Source organism: Actinoplanes subtropicus (genome assembly GCF_000721705.1).
Taxonomy (GTDB): Bacteria; Actinomycetota; Actinomycetes; order Mycobacteriales; family Micromonosporaceae; genus Actinoplanes; species Actinoplanes subtropicus.
Genome location: NZ_JOJL01000007.1, coordinates 417,700 through 434,879, shown reverse-complemented (window position 1 = coordinate 434,879; position 17,180 = coordinate 417,700). Strand labels below are relative to the sequence as shown.

Sequence of the window (17,180 nt, the reverse complement as noted above, 5' to 3'; positions counted from 1 at the left end):
GGAGATCGTGGTCCCACCTGATGCCGCGTCCATGGTTGTCGAAATACCCGATGGCGGCGCCGCGCTAACGTTGGGCCCATGCTGCTGCAGGGGATAGGGGCCTTCGTGGCCCTCGTCGACCCGACCCGCGCCGGTGCGCCGGGGCAGCTCGTGCTCGGCCTCGCCCTGGTTGCCACGGCCGTCCTGCTGATCGCCGCGGCCGCCGCGTTGCCGGTGCCTGCCCTGTTCGCCGCGCCGACCGTGCGCGCCTTCGCCCGCCGGGCCCGCGTCACGTGCCGCCCCCGCCTGGCCGACCCCGATGCGGCCGGCCGCCCGCGCTCCCGAGCGCCGTCGCCCGCCCTCGCGGCGGTTTGACGACGCACCTGGTTTTTGGGGTTTCGCGCAACCACTCACGCAGAATGAAGGGCCAGGGGCAGCGATAGCTGGGCCCCTGGACCGGCCTCGGCGGGAGCGACGATCTGTACACCCCACCCAGGCACGACCAGAATTTGATCTTCTGAATTTCGCGTCGGGAATCGCCGCCTCGCGTCCTTTTCTCCGTGGATCGCAAGGGGTGTCTCCATGTCCATTTTCGCCGTTCCGCATGCCATCGTCGGCGCCGCGCATTCCGCCATCACGTTGCTCGCCGGCCTGTTCGTCCCGATTGCCGGCGGGGCCGCCGCGGCCCTCGCCATCGTCGTCTTCACCCTGCTCATCCGACTGTTGATCAGCCCGCTCACCTATCAGCAGGTGCGCGCCCAGCGGCGGCAGGCCGCGCTCGCCCCGGAAATCGCGAAATTGCGCGAGAAACACGGCAAGGACCAGATGACGCTGGCCACCGAAACGCTCGCCCTGCAACGCGCCGCGGGGATCAGCCCGTTCGCGGCGATTCTCCCGGCGCTGGCGCAGGCGCCGTTCTTCATGGTGATGTACCGCGTCGCGCTGCGGGCGCCCGCGGGTGCGCTGATGGGGGTTCCGCTGACCGCGCATCTGGCCGCCGGGCTGCCGGTCTTCGCCGTGCTGCTGGCGCTCTCGGCGGGCCTGGCGTGGTGGTCGTCCCGGCGGATGATCTCGGCGGTGACGACGGGCAGCGTGGGCCTTCTGAAATACCTGCCCTATTTGTCGGTCCTGGCGGTGGCGTGGATGCCGCTCGCGGGCGGAATCTATCTGGTCACCTCGACTGCCTGGACCGCGGTGGAGCAGGCCGTCTATCGCCGGCCGGTAACATCGGGCAATCGTTGACCGCCGATATTGACACGCCACCGTAACGGGCGTGAAATGCGGCGAGAGAGCGCTCTCACGCCTCCTCACCCCCCTATGGAAAGGCGTATCTCCGATGGCATCTCGCAGCAGAAGACGGCTACGCGTGGCGCTGGCGGTATCGACCGCGGCCGTTGCCGTCGCGGCCACCGCCGTATTCACCATGGACGCGAACGCGGCCGTCCCGTCGGCCCCGGCCGGCATGACGACGGTATTCAGCGACGACTTCACCGGCGCGGCCGGCACCGGCCTGAACACGGCGAACTGGCTCTACGACACCGGCACCTCCTACCCGGGTGGCGCGGCGAACTGGGGCACCGGCGAGGTCGAGACGATGACGAACTCGACCGCGAACGTGTACCAGGACGGCGCCGGCAACCTGGTGATCAAGCCGATCCGGGACGCGGCCGGCAACTGGACCTCGGGCCGGGTGGAGACCCAGCGCACCGACTTCGCCGCGCCGGCCGGCGGCAAGGTGCGGATCGAGGCGCGGCTGCAGCAGCCGAACGTCAGCGGCGCGGCGGCGGCCGGCTACTGGCCCGCGTTCTGGGCGCTCGGTGCGGCGGCCCGCCCGGTCGGGGCCACGAACTGGCCCGGCATCGGCGAGTGGGACGCCATGGAGGACATCAACGGCCGCTCGTCGGTCTTCGGGGCGCTGCACTGCGGCACCAGCCCGGGCGGCCCGTGCAACGAGACCACCGGCCTCTCCAGCGGCGAGCACGCCTGCTCCGGCTGCCAGACCGGCATGCACACGTACGCGATCGAGTACGACCGCAGCGTCTCGCCCGAGCAACTGCGCTGGTACCTCGACGGCACCAACTACTTCACCGTGAACTCGTCCCAGGTCGACGCCACCACCTGGAACAACGCCACCCACCACGGCTTCTTCATGATTCTGAACGTGGCGATCGGCGGCGGCTTCCCGGCCGCGTTCGGCGGCGGCCCGACCTCGGCGACCCAGTCCGGCGTGCCGATGCTGGTCGACTACGTGGCCGTCTACCAGTCGACGGGCGGCACCACGACCCCGCCGACCACGGCACCGACCACCGCGCCGACCGGGACCACCCGGGACGCGTACTCGCAGATCCAGGCGGAGTCGTTCGACGCGCAATCCGGCACCCAGACCGAGACCTGTTCCGAGGGCGGCCAGGACGTGGGCTACATCGCCAACGGTGACTGGCTGCAGTTCAACAACGTCAATTTCGGTACAGGCGGCGTCAAGGACTTCCTGGCCCGGGTCGCCTCCGGCGCCGGCTCCGGGGTGAGCGGGCTCGTCGAGGTGCGGATCGACAGCCGGAGCAACGCGCCGATCGGCAGCTTCGCGCTCGCCAACACCGGCGGCTGGCAGACCTGGACGTCGATCCCCGGCAATGTGTCGAGTGTGACCGGCACGCACACGGTCTACCTGACCTTCACCAGCGGGCAGTCCGCCGACTTCGTCAACGTGAACTGGTTCCAGTTCCGCAAGTAGCGAGCCGAGTCGATGGAGCCGAGGGCGCGACCTGCGCCTTCGGCTCTTTTCGTGTGCTTGCCGCCATCCGAAAAGATTTAAGGTTGTTTAACGTTCGGCCGTCTGGACTTTACTGTTAATAGTCCTAAAGATTGATGCATGCCCTCCAGATCGGTGATTCTGGCGACCGTCACGGCGCTCGTCGCCGGCGGCGCGGCGGTCTACTTCGGCGGCGACGCGAGCGCCGCGACCGCCTGCGCGCCGGCGTGGAGCGCGACGGCCGTCTACGTCGGCGGCAACACCGCCTCGCAGAACAGCCACAACTACACCGCCAAGTGGTGGACCCAGAACGAATCCCCGGCCACCCACTCCGGCCAGTGGGACGTGTGGGCCGACAGCGGCGCGTGTGGCAGCAGCACACCGACCACGACGCCGCCGACCACGACGCCCCCGACCACCTCGCCGACCACCGCCCCGCCGACCACGAAGCCCCCGAGTGGAACCCTGCCGGCCCACTTCCTGACCGGGTACTGGCAGAACTTCTACAACGGCGCCGCGGCCCTCAAGCTGGCGAGCGTCCCGGCCACGTACGACCTGATCGCGGTGGCCTTCGCCGACGCGACCTCGACGCCGGGCGCGGTGAGCTTCACCCTCGACTCCGGCCTCGCCGGGCAGGTCGGCGGCTACACCGACGCCCAGTTCAAGGCCGACATCGCCACGCTCCATTCGCGCGGCCAGAAGGTCATCATCTCGGTCGGCGGCCAGAACGGCACGGTCAGCGTGGCCGACTCCGGCTCGGCCACCAACTTCGCCACCTCGGTCTACTCGCTGATGACGACGTACGGCTTCGACGGCGTCGACATCGACCTGGAGAACGGCATCAACCCGACCTACATGGCCGGCGCGCTGCGCAGCCTGCGGGCCAAGGCCGGCGCCAACCTGATCATCACGCTGGCCCCGCAGACCATCGACATGCAGAGCACCGGCTCGTCGTACTTCGCGCTGGCGCTGTCCATCAAGGACATCCTGACCGTGGTCAACACCCAGTTCTACAACTCCGGCTCGATGCTCGGCTGCGACCAGAACCAGGCGTACTCGCAGGGCACCGAGAACTTCCTGACCGCGCTCGCCTGCATCCAGACCCAGGGCGGGCTGCGCCCCGACCAGGTCGCGCTCGGACTCCCCGCGAGCGCGGCCGCGGCCGGCGGCGGCTACCAGTCCCCGGCGAACGTCAACGCCGCCCTGGACTGCCTGACCCGCGGCACCAACTGCGGCAGCTTCAAACCGCCGGCGACCTACCCGGGCCTCCGCGGCGCGATGACCTGGTCGATCAACTGGGACGTCAGCAACGGCAACTCGTTCGCCAACACCGTGCACCCCCACCTCGCCACGCTTCCCTAACTCCCCACCCCACATAGAGGAGTCCCCCGTGAAACTCGGCAGAAAACTGCTGATCGTCGGCTCGGTGACCGCCACCGCCCTGGCCGCCGCGATCGTCCCCATGCTGGCGTCGAACGCCGCCACCGCCTGCGCCCCGGCCTGGTCGTCGACGGCCGTCTACGTGAACGGCAACAGCGCCTCGCAGAACGGCCACAACTACACCGCGAAGTGGTGGACGCAGAACGAGTCCCCGGCCACCCACTCCGGCCAGTGGGACGTGTGGGCCGACAACGGCGCGTGCGGCGGCACCACGCCACCGACCACCCCGCCCACCACCGGCCCGACCACGAACCCGCCGAGCGGCGGCGGCAAGATGGCGAGCGCGCCGTACGTCTACCCCGGCTGGGGCAACCCGCCGGCCCCCTCGACGGTCACCGGCGCGACCGGCATCAAGGCGTTCACCATGGCGTTCGTGCTGGCCAGCGGCGGCTGCAACCCGGCGTGGGACGGCGAGAGCGGCCTGACCGGCGGCGTGCACGCCAGTTACCTCTCGCAGATCAAGGCGGCCGGCGCGGACGTGATCCCGTCGATCGGCGGCTGGCAGGGCAACAAGCTCGGCCCGAACTGCGGCTCGGTGGACGCGCTGGCCGGCGCGTACCAGAAGGTGATCAACGCGTTCGGCCTCAAGGCGATCGACATCGACATCGAGAACACCGACGAGTTCGAGAACACCGCCGTGCAGGACCGGATCCTCGGCGCGCTCAAGGTGATCAAGCAGAACAACCCGTCGGTGAAGACCATCGTCACCTTCGGCACCTCGACGACCGGCCCGACCTACTACGGCACCCGGCTGGTCCAGCAGGCCAAGGCGCTCGGCACGAACATCGACGTCTTCACCCAGATGCCGTTCGACTTCGGCGGCGGCTCGGACATGTACACCGCCACGGTGAACGCGTCCGAGGGCCTGAAGAACCTGCTCAAGACGACGTTCGGGTACTCCGACTCGCAGGCGTACTCGCACATGGGCATCTCCGGCATGAACGGCCTGTCCGACCAGCAGGAGCTGACCTCGACCGACACCTGGACCCGGATCCGCGACTACGCCAAGGGCAAGGGCTTCGCGCGGTTCACCTTCTGGGCGGTCAACCGGGACCGGGGCTGCGCCGGCGGCGGGGTGGTCTCGAACTGCTCCGGCATCGCGCAGGCCGACTGGGCCTTCACCAAGATCAGCGCAGGGTTCTGACGGGGACGCCACGCCAACGCCGTCCCCTTCGGGCTAGGAACCCACCGCTGATCACGACGGGCGGCCGCTACGCACAGCGGCCGCCCGTCGGTTTCGCCGGTGCCGATCGTGGCAAGTAACCTGGGCATGAGTGATCGGTGGTACAAGAAGGCCGTCGTCTACTGCCTCGACATCGACACCTTCGCCGACTCGAACGGCGACGGCGTCGGCGACATCCGCGGCCTGATCGGCCGGCTCGACTACCTGGCCCGGCTCGGCATCACCTGCCTGTGGCTCAACCCGATCCACCCGTCCCCCGACCGGGACGACGGCTACGACGTCGCCGACTTCTACAACGTGGACCCGCGCTTCGGGAACCTGGGCGACTTCGCCGAGCTGCTGCACCAGGCCGGCAACCTGGGCATCAAGGTGATCATCGACCTGGTGGTCAACCACACCTCGGACCAGCACCCGTGGTTCCAGTCCGCGCGGTCGTCGCCGGACTCGCCGTACCGCGACTGGTATGTCTGGAGCGAAACCGCTCCGGCGGACCGCCACCAGGGCATGGTTTTCCCCGGCGAGCAGGGCGAGACCTGGAGCTACGACCGCACCGCCAAGGCCTGGTACTACCACCGGTTCTACAAGTTCCAGCCGGACCTGAACATCAAGAACCCCGAGGTGCGCGCCGAGATCAAGAAGATCTGCGCGTTCTGGCTCCAGCTCGGTGTGGCCGGATTCCGGATGGACGCCGTGCCGTTCATCATCGAGGAGACCGAGCCGGGCAATCCGAACTCGCCGGAGGACTTCGACTTCCTCAGCGACCTGCGGCAGTTCGTGCAGTGGCGCAAGGGCGACGCGATGCTGCTGGCCGAGGCGAACGTGGAGCCGGCCCAGCTGGTCCGGTACTTCGGCGACGCCGGCGGCTCCAACGCCCGGCTGCACATGCTGTTCGACTTCTCGCTGAACGCGAAGCTGATGCTCGCGCTGGCCCGGCAGGACCCCGAGCCGATCATCGAGGCGCTCCGCGAGACGCCGAAGCTGCCGGTCGGTGGCCAGTGGGCGACCTTCTTGCGCAACCACGACGAGATCGATCTCTCCCGGCTGACCGCGGAGCAGCGTGCCGACGTGTTCGCCAAGTTCGGACCCGAACCCGAGATGCAGCTGTACGGGCGGGGCATCCGTCGCCGGCTCGCCCCGATGCTGGGCGGCGACCGGCGGTGGCTCGAGCTGGCGTACTCGTTGCAGTTCACCCTGCGCGGCACGCCGGTGCTGCGCTACGGCGAGGAGATCGGGATGGGCGACGACCTCTCGCTCGAGGGGCGCGACGCGATCCGTACGCCGATGCAGTGGTCACATCTGCCCAGCGGCGGCTTCACCACCGGCGAGCCGGTACGCCCGGTCGTCTCCGGCGGAGAGTACGGCTACCACCGGGTCAATGTGACCGACCAGCGGCAGGACGCGGGCTCGTTGCTGGCCTGGTTCGAGCGCATGATCCGGACGCTCCGCGAGGCGCCCGAGATCGGCGCCGGCTCCTGCACCCACGTCGATGTGCCGGTGCCCCGCGGCGTGCTGGTGCACCGCGCGGACGACGTCACCGGCACCATGCTGTTCGTGCACAATCTGTGCGCCGAGGACGCCGTCGTCGATCTCAGCTCGGTGTACCCCGACGCCGAGTTCCCGAACGACGTGCTGACCGACCAGGCGTACCCCGATCTGGACAAGTTCGCCGCCGTGCCGGTCGCCGGGCATGGCTATCGGTGGATCCGCCTGCGGCGCTGCGCGTGAGCCGGGATAAAGTCGCCGTCGGTGCTGAGATCACTTCCCGGAGGCCGCAATGTCGCAGTCCGCACCCAGCCGCGTAGCCATCGTGACCGGAGCCGCCCGCGGCATCGGTGAGGCCATCGCCCGCAAGCTCGCCGCCGACGGCATGTCCGTCGCCGTGGTGGACCTGGACGAGGGTGCCTGCGCCAACACCGTCACGGCCATCCACGACGCCGGCGGCACGGCGCTGGCGGTCGGCGCCGACGTCTCCGACTCCGCCCAGGTCGCCGCCGCCACCGAGCGGGTGGTGGCCGAGCTCGGCGCGCCCACGGTGCTGGTCAACAACGCCGGCGTGCTGCGCGACAACCTGCTGTTCAAGATGACCGAGGACGACTGGGAGACGGTCATGGCCGTCCACCTGCGCGGCGCGTTCCTGTTCAGCCGGGCGGTGCAGAAGCACATGGTCGATGCGGGCTGGGGCCGGATCGTCAGCCTCTCCAGCACCTCGGCGCTGGGCAACCGCGGCCAGGCCAACTACGCGGCGGCCAAGGCCGGCATGCAGGGCTTCACCAAGACCCTCGCGATCGAGCTGGGCCGCTTCGGCATCACCGCGAACGCGGTCGCCCCCGGCTTCATCGTGACCGACATGACCGCCGCCACCGCCGCCCGGGTCGGGATGGATTTCGCCGATTTCTCCAAGGCCGCGGTCAGCCAGATCCCGGTCGGCCGCGCCGGTCGTCCCGAGGACGTCGCGAACACCGTATCCTTCCTGGTCAGCGAGGGCGCCGGGTTCGTCTCCGGCCAGGTGATCTACGTGGCGGGCGGCCCTCGCGACTAGTCTGTGGGCGGTTGTCGGAAGGCGCTACAAAGAGATGATGAACCGACGCATGAGCTCCCGCAGCGTCACGCTGACCAGCAGCTTTCTGATGCTGGCCGCGGGCGGGGCGGCAGCCTGCGACAGCGGCAACCGCTACCACAACGAGGGCTTCTACTGCGCCGACGCGAACGGGCGGATCGTCGACGAGGACTTCTGCGACGACAACCGGTACTACTCGGGTAGCCATCCGTATTACATCTACCACTCGCCGTCGTACGCCCGTGGCCTCGCGGTCGGCAGCCTCCTGCCGGCCGGCGGCTCCCGGTTCGCGTACAACGACAAGTCGGCGCGCTCCTCGTTCGGCCTGCCCACCACCGGCAGGATCGGCAACGGCACGATCAAGACCAGCGTGGTGGGCAAGGGCGGCGGCAGCAAATCCTCGGGCGGGCACTCGTCCGGCGGCCACTCCTCGGGCAGCTGAGCGTGCGCCGAGTTCCGTACGGTCCGGTCCGCGACGGCTGGAAGCTCACCAACTACAGCCTCGGGCTGACCTACAACGACACCGAGCTGCCGGACGGGTCGATGACCTCGTACTGGCAGGAGGGTCCGTACTACGACTTCACGGCGGCCGAGATCGAGGAGCTCGAGTCGGCCACCTCGACCCTGTTCGCGATGTGCCTCGAGGCCGGCGACTGGATGGTCAAGCAGTGCCCGCGGCACACCGTCGAGGGCCGCCGGCAGGGCTACTTCGCCTCGGTGTGCAACCCGTCGAGCTGCTTCCTCGCGAAGATCGGCATTCCCGAGTTCGCGCACGAGCAGATCATCCGTACCTGGTTCGACGGCGACGCCGAGACCTGGACGCACTACGACAAAGACCCCGACATGCGGCTGCCGATGGAGACGCCCGACTTCTCGCCGAGCGTCTACGGCCGCTTCGACCTCTGGTACAACGGCGCCGGCAGCACGCCCAAGCTGCTCGAGTTCAACGCGCAGACGCCGACCTCGCTGGTGGAGAGCGCGGTCATCCAGTGGCACTGGGTCGACCAGACCGGCGTCACCCAGCACCCGTGGCGCCAGTGGAACTCGATCCACGACCGCCTGGTCGGCTGGGAGGCCGCCGACGGCGAGCCGGCCAATCCGGGCGCCTGGCGCCGCAACATCGACAAGCTGCGCGAGGCCCGCACCTGGCTGCCCGCCAAACCCAAGATCTTTTTTGCGTACGAGACGAGCGAGACGTCCGGCGAGGACCGGATGAACGTCGCGTACCTGATGTCGACCGCCGAGGAGGCCGGCTATCCGGTCGAGCTGATCGCGATGAGCCAGATCGGCTGGGACGTCGCCGGCGACCGGGTGGTGTTCGTCCCCGAGCCCGGCAAGGAGCACAAGGCGCAGCCGATCGACATCATCTTCATGCTCTACCCCTGGGAGTGGTTCTGGCACGAGGAGGGCGGCAAGGCCTTCTTCCGCAACATGGCCGACCCGACCAAGCACGGCACGGTCTGGATCGAGCCGCCGTACAAGGCCGGCCTGCTGGGTAACAAGGCCCTGCTCCCGGTGCTGTGGAAGCTCTTCGGCGACGACCCCGAGCGCTCCCGCTTCCTGCTGCCGAGCTACTTCGCCGGCTCGTCCGGGGCCGCCAGCTTGAAGAGCTATGCGAAAAAGCCGGTGTGGGGCCGGGAGGGCGGCTCGGTCACCCTGGTCCGCGAGGGCGAGACCATAACCGAAAACCCTTCCGAGTACGGGTCGGACGGGCTCTACGTGGTCCAGGAGCTGTGCGAGCTCCCCTCCTTCGACGGCCTGGAGGGCACGGTCCACCCGGTCCTGGGCGCCTGGCTGATCGACGGCGAGCCGGCCGGCCTGGGCATCCGCGAGGGCCTGGGCGTGGACGGCCTGGTCACGAAGAACCACTGCTTCTTCGTCCCGCACGCGGTCGAGTCCACGCCCTGACCGCTCTCAGTGGGCGGCTCGCCGTCTGCGCAGCGCCACCGCCAGGCCAATGAGGGAGAGGACGGCGGCGACCAGCTCGGCGACCGCCGAGGGGACCTTGCCGGGCGGCCGCCAGGTGTGCTCGTACAGGTCGGGCAGCGGGCCGAGCGCGCCGACGTCCACGTAGGTGTACAGGGTCACCGCCACGACCGCGCTTCCCGCGACCAGCAGCGAGAGGAGCCAGGTGAGCACGCCCGGCCAGATCAGGAGCAGGACGCCGACCACGATGGCCACGACGCCCTGGATGCGGAAGAGGGTGCCCTCGCTCATCGTCGAGGACTTGAACTGGTCATAGCTGTGGGCATAGTGCAGGTGGACGTACGCGTCCACGCCGAGCAGCGCGGCAGTGATCACGGCGAGCACCCGCTCGCCGGCTCTGTTCATCGGTCCGGCTCCTTTCGGCAGAAACTGTCCAGACCGATGGTCGTCCTCCGGCGCAAGCCTGGCTACGCCTTGTCGCGGGGGCGGTGCCGCCAGATCCACCAGAGGCCGACGAACGGCAGGAGCAGGGGCACGTAGCCGTACCCGCTGCCGTACCGGGACCAGACCGTGTCGTCCGGGAAGGCCACCGCGTCGGCGATGCTCAGGGTGCCGACGACCAGCACGCCGACCAGCTCGATGCTGCAGCTGACCAGGGCGATGCGCCGGCCGCGCTCGCCGCCGATCGCCAGGCCGACGGTGGCGACCAGGTAGACCAGGCCGGCGAAGGCGGACAGGACGTACGCCAGGGGAGCCTCGGCGAAGTGCGTGAAGACCTGGACCAGGCCGCGGGAGCTGGCCGACAGGGCGCCCAGCCCGTACACGAAAAGCAGCACGCGGCCGAAGCCGGTGTTGAGCGCGGAGTCGGCCGGCCGGGTGCGCCCGGGGGTGGGGGAGTCAGGCACCGGTGGTCACCGACGCGATCTGCTCGAGGCGCAGCACCAGGACCGGCAGCACCAGGCAGGCGACGCCGAGGATCAGGTTGCCCCAGCGGGTCGGCTCCATCCGCGCGAGGTACAGCGCGACCGGGGCGAACGCGATCGTGGTGATCAGGTAGCCGGAGAAGGTGGCCGTCTCGGACGGGCGGGAACCGCCGAAGAGGCCGATGACCGCGACCACGACGAGCACCGCGACCAGCACGCCGAGGGCGGCGGTGGCGATCAGCTCGGCGCGGCCGGGGGCGCGGTTCAGGGCGGCGCGCAGCAGGAACCACGCCGCCAGCACGAGGGCGACGACGATCGTCGCGACCGACAGGGGACCGTTCACCCGGCACAGCGTACTGATCCCGGATTGCCTGGCGGCTCGCGGCCGGATAGCTTGCGGATCATGCGCTTCGGATTGTTCGGCACCGGACCCTGGGCTCATCTGGCGCACGCGCCGGCTCTGGCTCACCACGAGGACGTCGAGTTCGTGGGGGTTTGGGGGCGCGATCCCGACAAGGCGGGCGCGCTCGCGGCCGAGCACGGCGTCCGGGCGTACGGGGAAATCGAAGAACTCATCGGGGCGGTCGACGCGGTCGCGATCGCCCTCCCGCCGGACGTGCAGGCGCCGATCGCCCTGCGCGCCGCCCGGGCCGGCCGGCACCTGCTGCTGGACAAGCCGGTGGCGTTCACCGCGGCCGAGGCCGACGAGATCGCCGCGGCGGTCGACGAGCGCGACCTCGCCTCGGTGGTGTTCTTCACCCGGCGACTCGTGCCGGTGACCGACGACTTCCTGGCCGAGGCCTGGGCGCTCGGCGGCTGGCGGGAGGGGCGCGTCGACCACCTCGGCCAGATCTTCACGAACGGCAGCCCGTTCGGCGAGTCGCCGTGGCGGCAGCAGAAGGGCGGCCTGTGGGACATCGGGCCGCACGCGCTCGCACTCGTGCTCCCGGTGCTCGGGCCGGTCATCGAGGTGACCGCGATGGCCGGGCCGCACGACATGACGCACGCGCTGCTGCGGCACGAGGGTGGCGCGATCAGCACGCTGACGCTGAGCCTCGATGCGGCGCCCGATCAGGGACGCCAGGAGGTCGTCTTCGCCGGGGAGGCGGGCCTGCTCCGGGCTCCCGACGCGCAGTGGCGGCCCGATGAGGCGCTCGGCGTCGCCATCTCCCAGCTGATCGCCGCGGCCGCCGGCGGCCCCAAGCCGGCGATCGACGTGCGGTTCGGCGCGGCGGTGACCGCCGTCCTGGCGGCCTGCCAGGAGGCGATCACCACCGGCCGGACGGTCGCTATCGGCACCGCCAGATGAACGGCCGCTCCGGCTGCGCCTTCGGGTCCGCGTGGGTGCTGAGGCCGTAACCGGCCACCACATGCGCGTCGGCACTGATCGCGGTGATCTCGAACGAGTACGTGCCGGACCGGCCGGCGATCGGGTTCCCGCCGAGCCGCAGCACCTCGCGGCCGACGAAGACGGATAGTTCGTCCGCGCCGGTGACCTGCGCGTCGCCGGCGCCGGTGCCGGGGAACTGCGCCTTGTGACCGGCGTCGGTGAGGTGCTGCCACGTGCCGGTGCGCGGCTCGTAGCGGGAGACGCCGTCCCGCAGGCTCACGCCGTACAGCCAGCCGAACCCGAACGACTCGGGTCCGGGCCGGAACACCCCGTCCGGGCTCGGCGGCGCGAGCTTGCGGACCTGGCCGTCCGGCGACCAGACGTACGTGTCGCTGAGGTACATGCCGGAGATCCAGCCGTCCGGGGCGACGTCCAGCACGAACTGGATCGTCGCGCCCGGCGGCATCGGCAGCGTCTCCGGCTCGGCGTCGGCCGACTTCCAGCGGACCGGATGCCGGTTGTTGACGCCGATGGTCCCGACGATCTCGCCGGAATCATTGATCGCGGACGCCACGCCGCGGCCGCCCTTGAGCCGCTCGATCTTGCCGTTCCGGTAGACGAACGGGTACGTGTCCCAGGCCGAGTTGTTCGACCCGACCGCCACCCCCGACGAGTTGATGTCGTGCAGCGTCGCGTCGCCGTTCGGCGGCGCGATCTGGGCGACCAGCTTGCCGTCGTGCCAGATCAGCATCGGCCCCTTGTCGCCGGCGTTCGGCGCCGCCGTGCCCACGTGCCACCGCCCGGTCGAGTCGCCGCCGGTCACCGTGACGGCCCGGTGACCGCCGTCCGGCAGCGGGCTGCCGGTGCAGGCGGCCGGCACGGCCGGCTCCGGCGGCAGGGTCGGCCTCGGCTTCGGCCCGGTCGAGGCGGGCGCGAGCGCCAGGCTGCCGGTCACCAGGGCGGCGGTCAACGCCGCGACCAGCGCGGCGAAGCCCGACCACCGGCGGCGGTGCCGCATCCGGCGGCCCTCGCGCATGGCCCGCTGCACATCGACCCGCGGCGACCCGGCCGGATCGCCGGCCAGCGGGCGCAGAAGCAGCGTGCCGAAGTCGTCGTCGTTCATCGTCGCCTCCTCCTCCTCACCCGCAGCGCCAGATGACCGGGCGGTCCGGCTGGGACGGGTCCCCGCTGCCGCCGCGGCTGAGCACGCCGGTCACCGTGTGCGCGTCGTCGCTGATCGACTGCAGCATCGCGTTGTCGACCTCGGGGTCGGCGAGCGGCATGGTCAGCGGCAGGTCGAGAACGGCGGTCCCGACGTAGACCCGCGGCCGGATGGTCCCGGCATGCAGGAAACCCCGGCCCGAGGAGGGCAGTTGTGGCCCGTCGGTGAACCTGTCGCCGCCGATCTTCTGCCATGTCCCGCTCGCCGGGTCGTACCGCACGAGCTGGATTCCGGCGATGACGGGCGTGTTGTCACTCCGATCGCTGAGCACCTGCTCGGCGTAGAGCCAGCCGTTCCGGAACGTCAGCGGGTTCAGGGCCGCGAGGGTGTCCCGCGCCGGCGGCGGCGCCGTGATCCGGCGGGTCGTGCCGTCGGGCAGCCAGAGGTACGTGGCGGTCTCCGCGAAGGTCGCCCCCGGGGCGAGGGGAAGGATGACGACACCGGCGACGGTGCCGTCCGGCGCGATCGCCAGGTTGTACATGGCGATGGGCGATCCCTCCGGGAGCCGGAGCCGCTCGGGCTCGGCACCCGCCGAACGCCAGCGGACCAGGACCGGATGCGTATCGCTGCCCAGCCGGCCCACGATCGTGCCGTCGTCGTTGATCGCGAGCGCCTCGCCGAGGCCGCCCTTGAGCGCGCTGAACTTGCCGTTCCGGTAGACGTACGGCCGGATGCCGGTCGTCTTGTCGTTGACCTCCCCGACGATGACGCCGGACGAGTTGACCGCGCGCAGGTTGACCTCGGAGCCGGGCTGCGCGGCGTCGCCGACCAGGACGCCGTCGTGCCAGACGAGGGTGTGCTGGGTGCCGGTGTTCGCCTGCGGGTTCGACTGCCCGAAATGCCACCGGCCGGTCGAGTCGCCGCCGGCGACATCGGCGCTGTGGTACTTGCCGGTCGGGAGGGCGGCCAGGGTGCAGGACTTCGGCAGCGGCGGGTCGGGCGGCAGCACCGGCTGGTGCGGCGTGGCCGGGGCGATCAGCAGGCTGCCGGTGACCAGCGTGGCGGTGAAGACGGCCAGGAACGCGCCGCCGAACGCCCAGCGCCGGCGCCGCATCCGCCGGCCCTCGCGGATGGCCCGGGCGACGTCGATCAGCGGCGGTCCGGCCGGCTCGCCGGCCAGCGGCCGCAGCAGGAGGGTGCCGTACTCGTCGTCGTTCATCGCCCGCCCCCGCTGCGCTGAACGGGCCGGGGCTCACCGAGGATCCTGCGGAGGGCGTTGAGGCCGTGTGTCGTCTGGCTCTTGACCGTCCCCTCCGAGCAGCCGAGGATCTCGGCCACCTCGGCCACGGACTGGTCGCAGAGGTAGCGCAGCACCAGCACGGCCTGCTGGCGGGGCGCGACCTTGGCCAGCGCGCCGCGCAGCATCGTGCGGTCCTCGGCGGCGCCGGCCACGGCCGCCGCGTGCTCCGGTGGCGAGCCGAACAGGCGGACCCGCCACCAGCCCCGGCGCTTCTCGTCCAGGAAGGCGCGCACCAACATGGTGTGCGTGTACGCGTCGACGTTGTCCACCGCCGCGATCCGGGGCCATCGCGCGTACAGCTTGGTTATGGTCTCCTGCACCAGGTCGTCGGCCTGGTGCTCGTCCCCGCACAGCAGATAGCCGATCCGGCGCAACGCCGGTATCCGGCCGTGGACGTACGCGAGGTACGCCTCATCCGTTCCGCTTTCCATCCCCCGCCTCCGTCACTGGTCTCCCCAGTAGACGGTGTGCGGGCCGGATGGGTTGTAGTCAATCTCGGGGCACGATTTCAGGGCACGGTTTCAGGGCACGATGCGCTCGATGGTCGCCGCGCCGTCCCGCTCGATCTCCCGGCGGGCGCGCTCGATGTTCTCCGGGGTCGGGTCGCGGCCCTCGGCCACGGCCACATCCTCCGGATCCCACTGCTGGTCGGCCCCGGTACGCCAGCGCGGCTCCTCGCCGGGCTGCAGGAACTCGGGGTTGTCCCGGTCCTCGCCGCCGCCGGTGATGAAAGCGTCCACGGCCACGTCGTCCTCGATCGCGTCGGCCACCTCCTCGGACTCCTCCAGCGGTGGCCGCTTCTCGTCACTCATGATCATCCTCCATGGTTGCCGTCCTTCCCGTCTTACCCTGGATCACCCATGCTGACCATGGGGCGGAAACGGACGATCATGCCGTCGGCCGGTCAAACTGAGCGCTAACTGGACAGTACCCGCGCGTTACGGATGGACGCACAGTAGCGAGCCGAATACATTTCGGTTCGGCACGTGTGGGGACTGGTGAGACGGGGAACTCCGTTTGGTTGTCCTCCCGCTCGTGCCCGGGTGAGGGGGAGACGCGTGACGAGCCTGTCCGACGCGGAACGGGACGCATCTGACGTCATGCAGGCGCTGGCGGGTCTGGCCGCGCTGCTGCGGCGACCGCCGGGCGACCTGGCCGGCCTGGAGCCGGGCGATCCGGCCTATGACCAGGCCCGGCACCTGCTGCTGGGCCTCACCGAGGACGCCGGTCAGGCGTGCGAGCGGGTGGTGGCCTACCTGCGGGAGCAGTGCGCCGCCGGGGACGGCGAGGTGATCGCGGTGCCCCGCCGGCTGGGGCCGTGGCGCGATTGGACGCCCGACCGGGGCCACCTGTTCGGGGTGTCGGCCGGTGTGCGCCGGGCGAACGGCGTGCCGCAGGCGCGTCGCAGCGACCCTGGCGAGTGACACCCGAGCGGGTGATACCGCCTCATTCCGTACGGCTTCGCCTCATTCCGTACGGCTTCGCCTCATTCCGTACGGCTTCGCCTCATCCGTGCGGCCCTGCCTCGTTTCGTGCGGCCTCGCTTCATCCCGCGCGGCCTTGGCTCATTCCGTGCGGCGGAGGGTGTCGGACGGCTGTTCGCCGAAGCGCTCGCGGTAGATGGAGGCGAACCGGCCCAGGTGCGCGAAGCCCCAGCGATGCGCGACCGCGGCCACCGTGGTGCGCAGCGGGTCGGCGAGGCGCAGGCCCTCGTGCGCCCGCAGCAGCCGTACTTGTTGCAGGTAGGCCATCGGCGTACACCCGAGGTGCCGGCGGAATCCCTCCTGCAGCGACCGCACGCTCATCCCGGCGATTTTCGCCAGGTCGGTGACCGAGAACGGCCGCTCCGGCTCCTCCTGCACCGCGTCCACCACCCGCCGGATGGCCCGCGGCGGCCCGGGGGTGGCCGGCGCGGTCAGCTCGGCCTGATATCGGTGCGGGAGACTCAGCAGCAGCCCGCTGAGCACGCTGCCGCGCAGTTGCTCGGCGATCAGCGGCTGGTAGATGAGGCTCTCCCTGTACTCCAGCTCGTCGCGCAGCAGCCGCACCAGCCGGCTCCAGCTGTGCCCGGGGCCGCCGGAGAGGTCGACGGAGGGCGGCAGGTCGATCGGCCCGTCGACCGGGCGGCCGAGCAGCCCGGCCAGCTCCTGCTCGAGCGCGCCCCGCTCGATCTTCACGGCGAGTTCGGCCGAGTTGGCGTCGTGCATCGTGTGGACCGCGTGCCCGGGGCCGAAGAGGATGGCGGTCGACGGCCCGGCCACCACCTCGCGACCGGCGTGCCGGGACCGCATGCGACCGGAAGTGGGCATGCTCACGTGATAGGCGTCCAACTCGGCGACGACCAGGCTGACCGGGCCGGAGAAGCTGATCTGCCCGACCGTCAGGGGTCCGAGTTGGATCACCTCGACCGACAGGCCGAAGCCGTCCGCGCCCTCCGGCGTGCCGACTGCCACAGGAAAGTAGAAACGATTTAGCACCGAACGAGCCTGATCGATATCTACACTGCTGAAATGGACTATGTCGGGCACTTCGGAGTACGTCGGGCCGGACCGCGGGAAGGGGTCACCCATGCCGCAGCGGGCTCCATTGCATACCGCAAGTATTCGCACCGGATACGTGGAACGTCAACGT

General features: G+C 70.4%; 19 protein-coding genes. 11 read left to right on the top strand and 8 right to left on the bottom strand.

What is annotated here, in order from left to right:
• Positions 1 to 78: 78 nt before the first annotated feature.
• The 9 genes from IH26_RS0112705 (at position 79) to IH26_RS0112665 (ending at position 9,816) form a co-directional block, all read left to right on the top strand.
• Positions 79 to 354 (top strand): DUF6412 domain-containing protein, encoded by a 276-nt coding sequence (locus IH26_RS0112705; protein WP_030436371.1) that lies wholly within the window; start codon positions 79 to 81, stop codon positions 352 to 354.
• Between the two features lie 207 nt (positions 355 to 561).
• Positions 562 to 1,221 carry a YidC/Oxa1 family membrane protein insertase gene (locus tag IH26_RS0112700; protein WP_030436370.1) on the top strand — a complete coding sequence of 220 codons (660 nt, stop codon included), beginning with the start codon at positions 562 to 564 and terminating at the stop codon, positions 1,219 to 1,221.
• Positions 1,222 to 1,315: 94 nt separating this feature from the next.
• Positions 1,316 to 2,710, top strand: coding sequence for a carbohydrate-binding protein (locus IH26_RS0112695; RefSeq protein WP_030436369.1), 1,395 nt, complete (start codon positions 1,316 to 1,318; stop codon positions 2,708 to 2,710).
• 138 nt (positions 2,711 to 2,848) lie between these two features.
• Positions 2,849 to 4,090, top strand: coding sequence for a chitinase (locus IH26_RS0112690; RefSeq protein ID WP_030436368.1), 1,242 nt, complete (start codon positions 2,849 to 2,851; stop codon positions 4,088 to 4,090).
• Positions 4,091 to 4,118: 28 nt separating this feature from the next.
• Positions 4,119 to 5,312, top strand: a complete 1,194-nt coding sequence (locus IH26_RS0112685; RefSeq protein ID WP_030436367.1) for a glycosyl hydrolase family 18 protein — start codon at positions 4,119 to 4,121, stop codon at positions 5,310 to 5,312.
• A 126-nt stretch (positions 5,313 to 5,438) separates the two neighbouring features.
• The gene (locus IH26_RS0112680) at positions 5,439 to 7,076 is read left to right on the top strand and encodes an alpha-amylase family protein (protein WP_030436366.1); all 1,638 of its coding nucleotides are present in this window, start codon (positions 5,439 to 5,441) and stop codon (positions 7,074 to 7,076) included.
• Between the two features lie 49 nt (positions 7,077 to 7,125).
• Positions 7,126 to 7,890 carry a 3-oxoacyl-ACP reductase FabG gene (fabG, locus tag IH26_RS0112675; protein ID WP_030436365.1) on the top strand — a complete coding sequence of 255 codons (765 nt, stop codon included), beginning with the start codon at positions 7,126 to 7,128 and terminating at the stop codon, positions 7,888 to 7,890.
• Between the two features lie 49 nt (positions 7,891 to 7,939).
• Complete coding sequence (locus IH26_RS0112670; protein ID WP_030436364.1) at positions 7,940 to 8,350, top strand: hypothetical protein; 411 nt, start codon at positions 7,940 to 7,942, stop codon at positions 8,348 to 8,350.
• 2 nt (positions 8,351 to 8,352) lie between these two features.
• Positions 8,353 to 9,816, top strand: coding sequence for a glutathionylspermidine synthase family protein (locus IH26_RS0112665; protein ID WP_030436363.1), 1,464 nt, complete (start codon positions 8,353 to 8,355; stop codon positions 9,814 to 9,816).
• A 6-nt stretch (positions 9,817 to 9,822) separates the two neighbouring features.
• Here the strand turns inward: IH26_RS0112665 and IH26_RS53470 are convergent, their stop codons facing one another.
• From IH26_RS53470 to IH26_RS0112650, 3 genes are all read right to left on the bottom strand, one after another.
• Positions 9,823 to 10,239, bottom strand: a complete 417-nt coding sequence (locus IH26_RS53470; protein WP_063763679.1) for a hypothetical protein — start codon at positions 10,237 to 10,239, stop codon at positions 9,823 to 9,825.
• Between the two features lie 62 nt (positions 10,240 to 10,301).
• Complete coding sequence (locus tag IH26_RS0112655) at positions 10,302 to 10,739, bottom strand: hypothetical protein (RefSeq protein ID WP_030436361.1); 438 nt, start codon at positions 10,737 to 10,739, stop codon at positions 10,302 to 10,304.
• The gene (locus IH26_RS0112650) at positions 10,732 to 11,100 is read right to left on the bottom strand and encodes a hypothetical protein (RefSeq protein ID WP_030436360.1); all 369 of its coding nucleotides are present in this window, start codon (positions 11,098 to 11,100) and stop codon (positions 10,732 to 10,734) included. The genes IH26_RS0112655 and IH26_RS0112650 overlap by 8 nt, the downstream gene beginning before the upstream one ends.
• Before the next feature lie 60 nt (positions 11,101 to 11,160).
• On the opposite strand from IH26_RS0112650, the gene IH26_RS0112645 reads away from it, so the two are divergent.
• Entirely contained in the window at positions 11,161 to 12,066 is a 906-nt protein-coding gene (locus IH26_RS0112645; protein ID WP_030436359.1) for a Gfo/Idh/MocA family protein, read from the top strand.
• On the opposite strand, the gene IH26_RS0112640 is transcribed toward IH26_RS0112645, so the two are convergent.
• From IH26_RS0112640 to IH26_RS0112625, 4 genes are all read right to left on the bottom strand, one after another.
• A complete protein-coding gene (locus tag IH26_RS0112640; protein WP_030436358.1) occupies positions 12,047 to 13,210 on the bottom strand; it encodes a hypothetical protein in 1,164 nt (387 codons plus the stop codon). The genes IH26_RS0112645 and IH26_RS0112640 overlap by 20 nt on opposite strands.
• A gap of 16 nt (positions 13,211 to 13,226) precedes the next feature.
• Positions 13,227 to 14,468, bottom strand: a complete 1,242-nt coding sequence (locus IH26_RS0112635) for a hypothetical protein (protein WP_030436357.1) — start codon at positions 14,466 to 14,468, stop codon at positions 13,227 to 13,229.
• The gene (locus IH26_RS0112630) at positions 14,465 to 14,980 is read right to left on the bottom strand and encodes a SigE family RNA polymerase sigma factor (RefSeq protein ID WP_030436356.1); all 516 of its coding nucleotides are present in this window, start codon (positions 14,978 to 14,980) and stop codon (positions 14,465 to 14,467) included. Before IH26_RS0112630 ends, IH26_RS0112635 begins: the two co-directional genes overlap by 4 nt.
• Positions 14,981 to 15,070: 90 nt before the next feature.
• A complete protein-coding gene (locus IH26_RS0112625; RefSeq protein WP_030436355.1) occupies positions 15,071 to 15,361 on the bottom strand; it encodes a hypothetical protein in 291 nt (96 codons plus the stop codon).
• 246 nt (positions 15,362 to 15,607) lie between these two features.
• On the opposite strand from IH26_RS0112625, the gene IH26_RS0112620 reads away from it, so the two are divergent.
• On the top strand, positions 15,608 to 15,973 hold the full coding sequence (locus tag IH26_RS0112620) for a hypothetical protein (protein WP_030436354.1): 366 nt from the start codon (positions 15,608 to 15,610) through the stop codon (positions 15,971 to 15,973).
• Positions 15,974 to 16,114: 141 nt separating this feature from the next.
• Here IH26_RS0112620 and IH26_RS0112615 read toward each other — a convergent pair whose 3' ends face one another.
• Complete coding sequence (locus IH26_RS0112615) at positions 16,115 to 17,026, bottom strand: AraC family transcriptional regulator (protein ID WP_245665133.1); 912 nt, start codon at positions 17,024 to 17,026, stop codon at positions 16,115 to 16,117.
• Between the last annotated feature and the right edge of the window lie 154 nt (positions 17,027 to 17,180).

What these genes read in the sequence shown, in the direction of transcription:
- IH26_RS0112705 (WP_030436371.1), top strand. Translation starts at nt 79, where the DNA reads ATGCTGCTGCAGGGGATAGGGGCCTTCGTGGCCCTCGTCGACCCGACC.
- IH26_RS0112700 (WP_030436370.1), top strand. Translation starts at nt 562, where the DNA reads ATGTCCATTTTCGCCGTTCCGCATGCCATCGTCGGCGCCGCGCATTCC.
- IH26_RS0112695 (WP_030436369.1), top strand. Translation starts at nt 1,316, where the DNA reads ATGGCATCTCGCAGCAGAAGACGGCTACGCGTGGCGCTGGCGGTATCG.
- IH26_RS0112690 (WP_030436368.1), top strand. Translation starts at nt 2,849, where the DNA reads ATGCCCTCCAGATCGGTGATTCTGGCGACCGTCACGGCGCTCGTCGCC.
- IH26_RS0112680 (WP_030436366.1), top strand. Translation starts at nt 5,439, where the DNA reads ATGAGTGATCGGTGGTACAAGAAGGCCGTCGTCTACTGCCTCGACATC.
- fabG (WP_030436365.1), top strand. Translation starts at nt 7,126, where the DNA reads ATGTCGCAGTCCGCACCCAGCCGCGTAGCCATCGTGACCGGAGCCGCC.
- IH26_RS0112670 (WP_030436364.1), top strand. Translation starts at nt 7,940, where the DNA reads ATGAGCTCCCGCAGCGTCACGCTGACCAGCAGCTTTCTGATGCTGGCC.
- IH26_RS53470 (WP_063763679.1), bottom strand. Translation starts at nt 10,239, where the DNA reads ATGAACAGAGCCGGCGAGCGGGTGCTCGCCGTGATCACTGCCGCGCTG.
- IH26_RS0112645 (WP_030436359.1), top strand. Translation starts at nt 11,161, where the DNA reads ATGCGCTTCGGATTGTTCGGCACCGGACCCTGGGCTCATCTGGCGCAC.
- IH26_RS0112640 (WP_030436358.1), bottom strand. Translation starts at nt 13,210, where the DNA reads ATGAACGACGACGACTTCGGCACGCTGCTTCTGCGCCCGCTGGCCGGC.
- IH26_RS0112635 (WP_030436357.1), bottom strand. Translation starts at nt 14,468, where the DNA reads ATGAACGACGACGAGTACGGCACCCTCCTGCTGCGGCCGCTGGCCGGC.
- IH26_RS0112630 (WP_030436356.1), bottom strand. Translation starts at nt 14,980, where the DNA reads ATGGAAAGCGGAACGGATGAGGCGTACCTCGCGTACGTCCACGGCCGG.
- IH26_RS0112625 (WP_030436355.1), bottom strand. Translation starts at nt 15,361, where the DNA reads ATGAGTGACGAGAAGCGGCCACCGCTGGAGGAGTCCGAGGAGGTGGCC.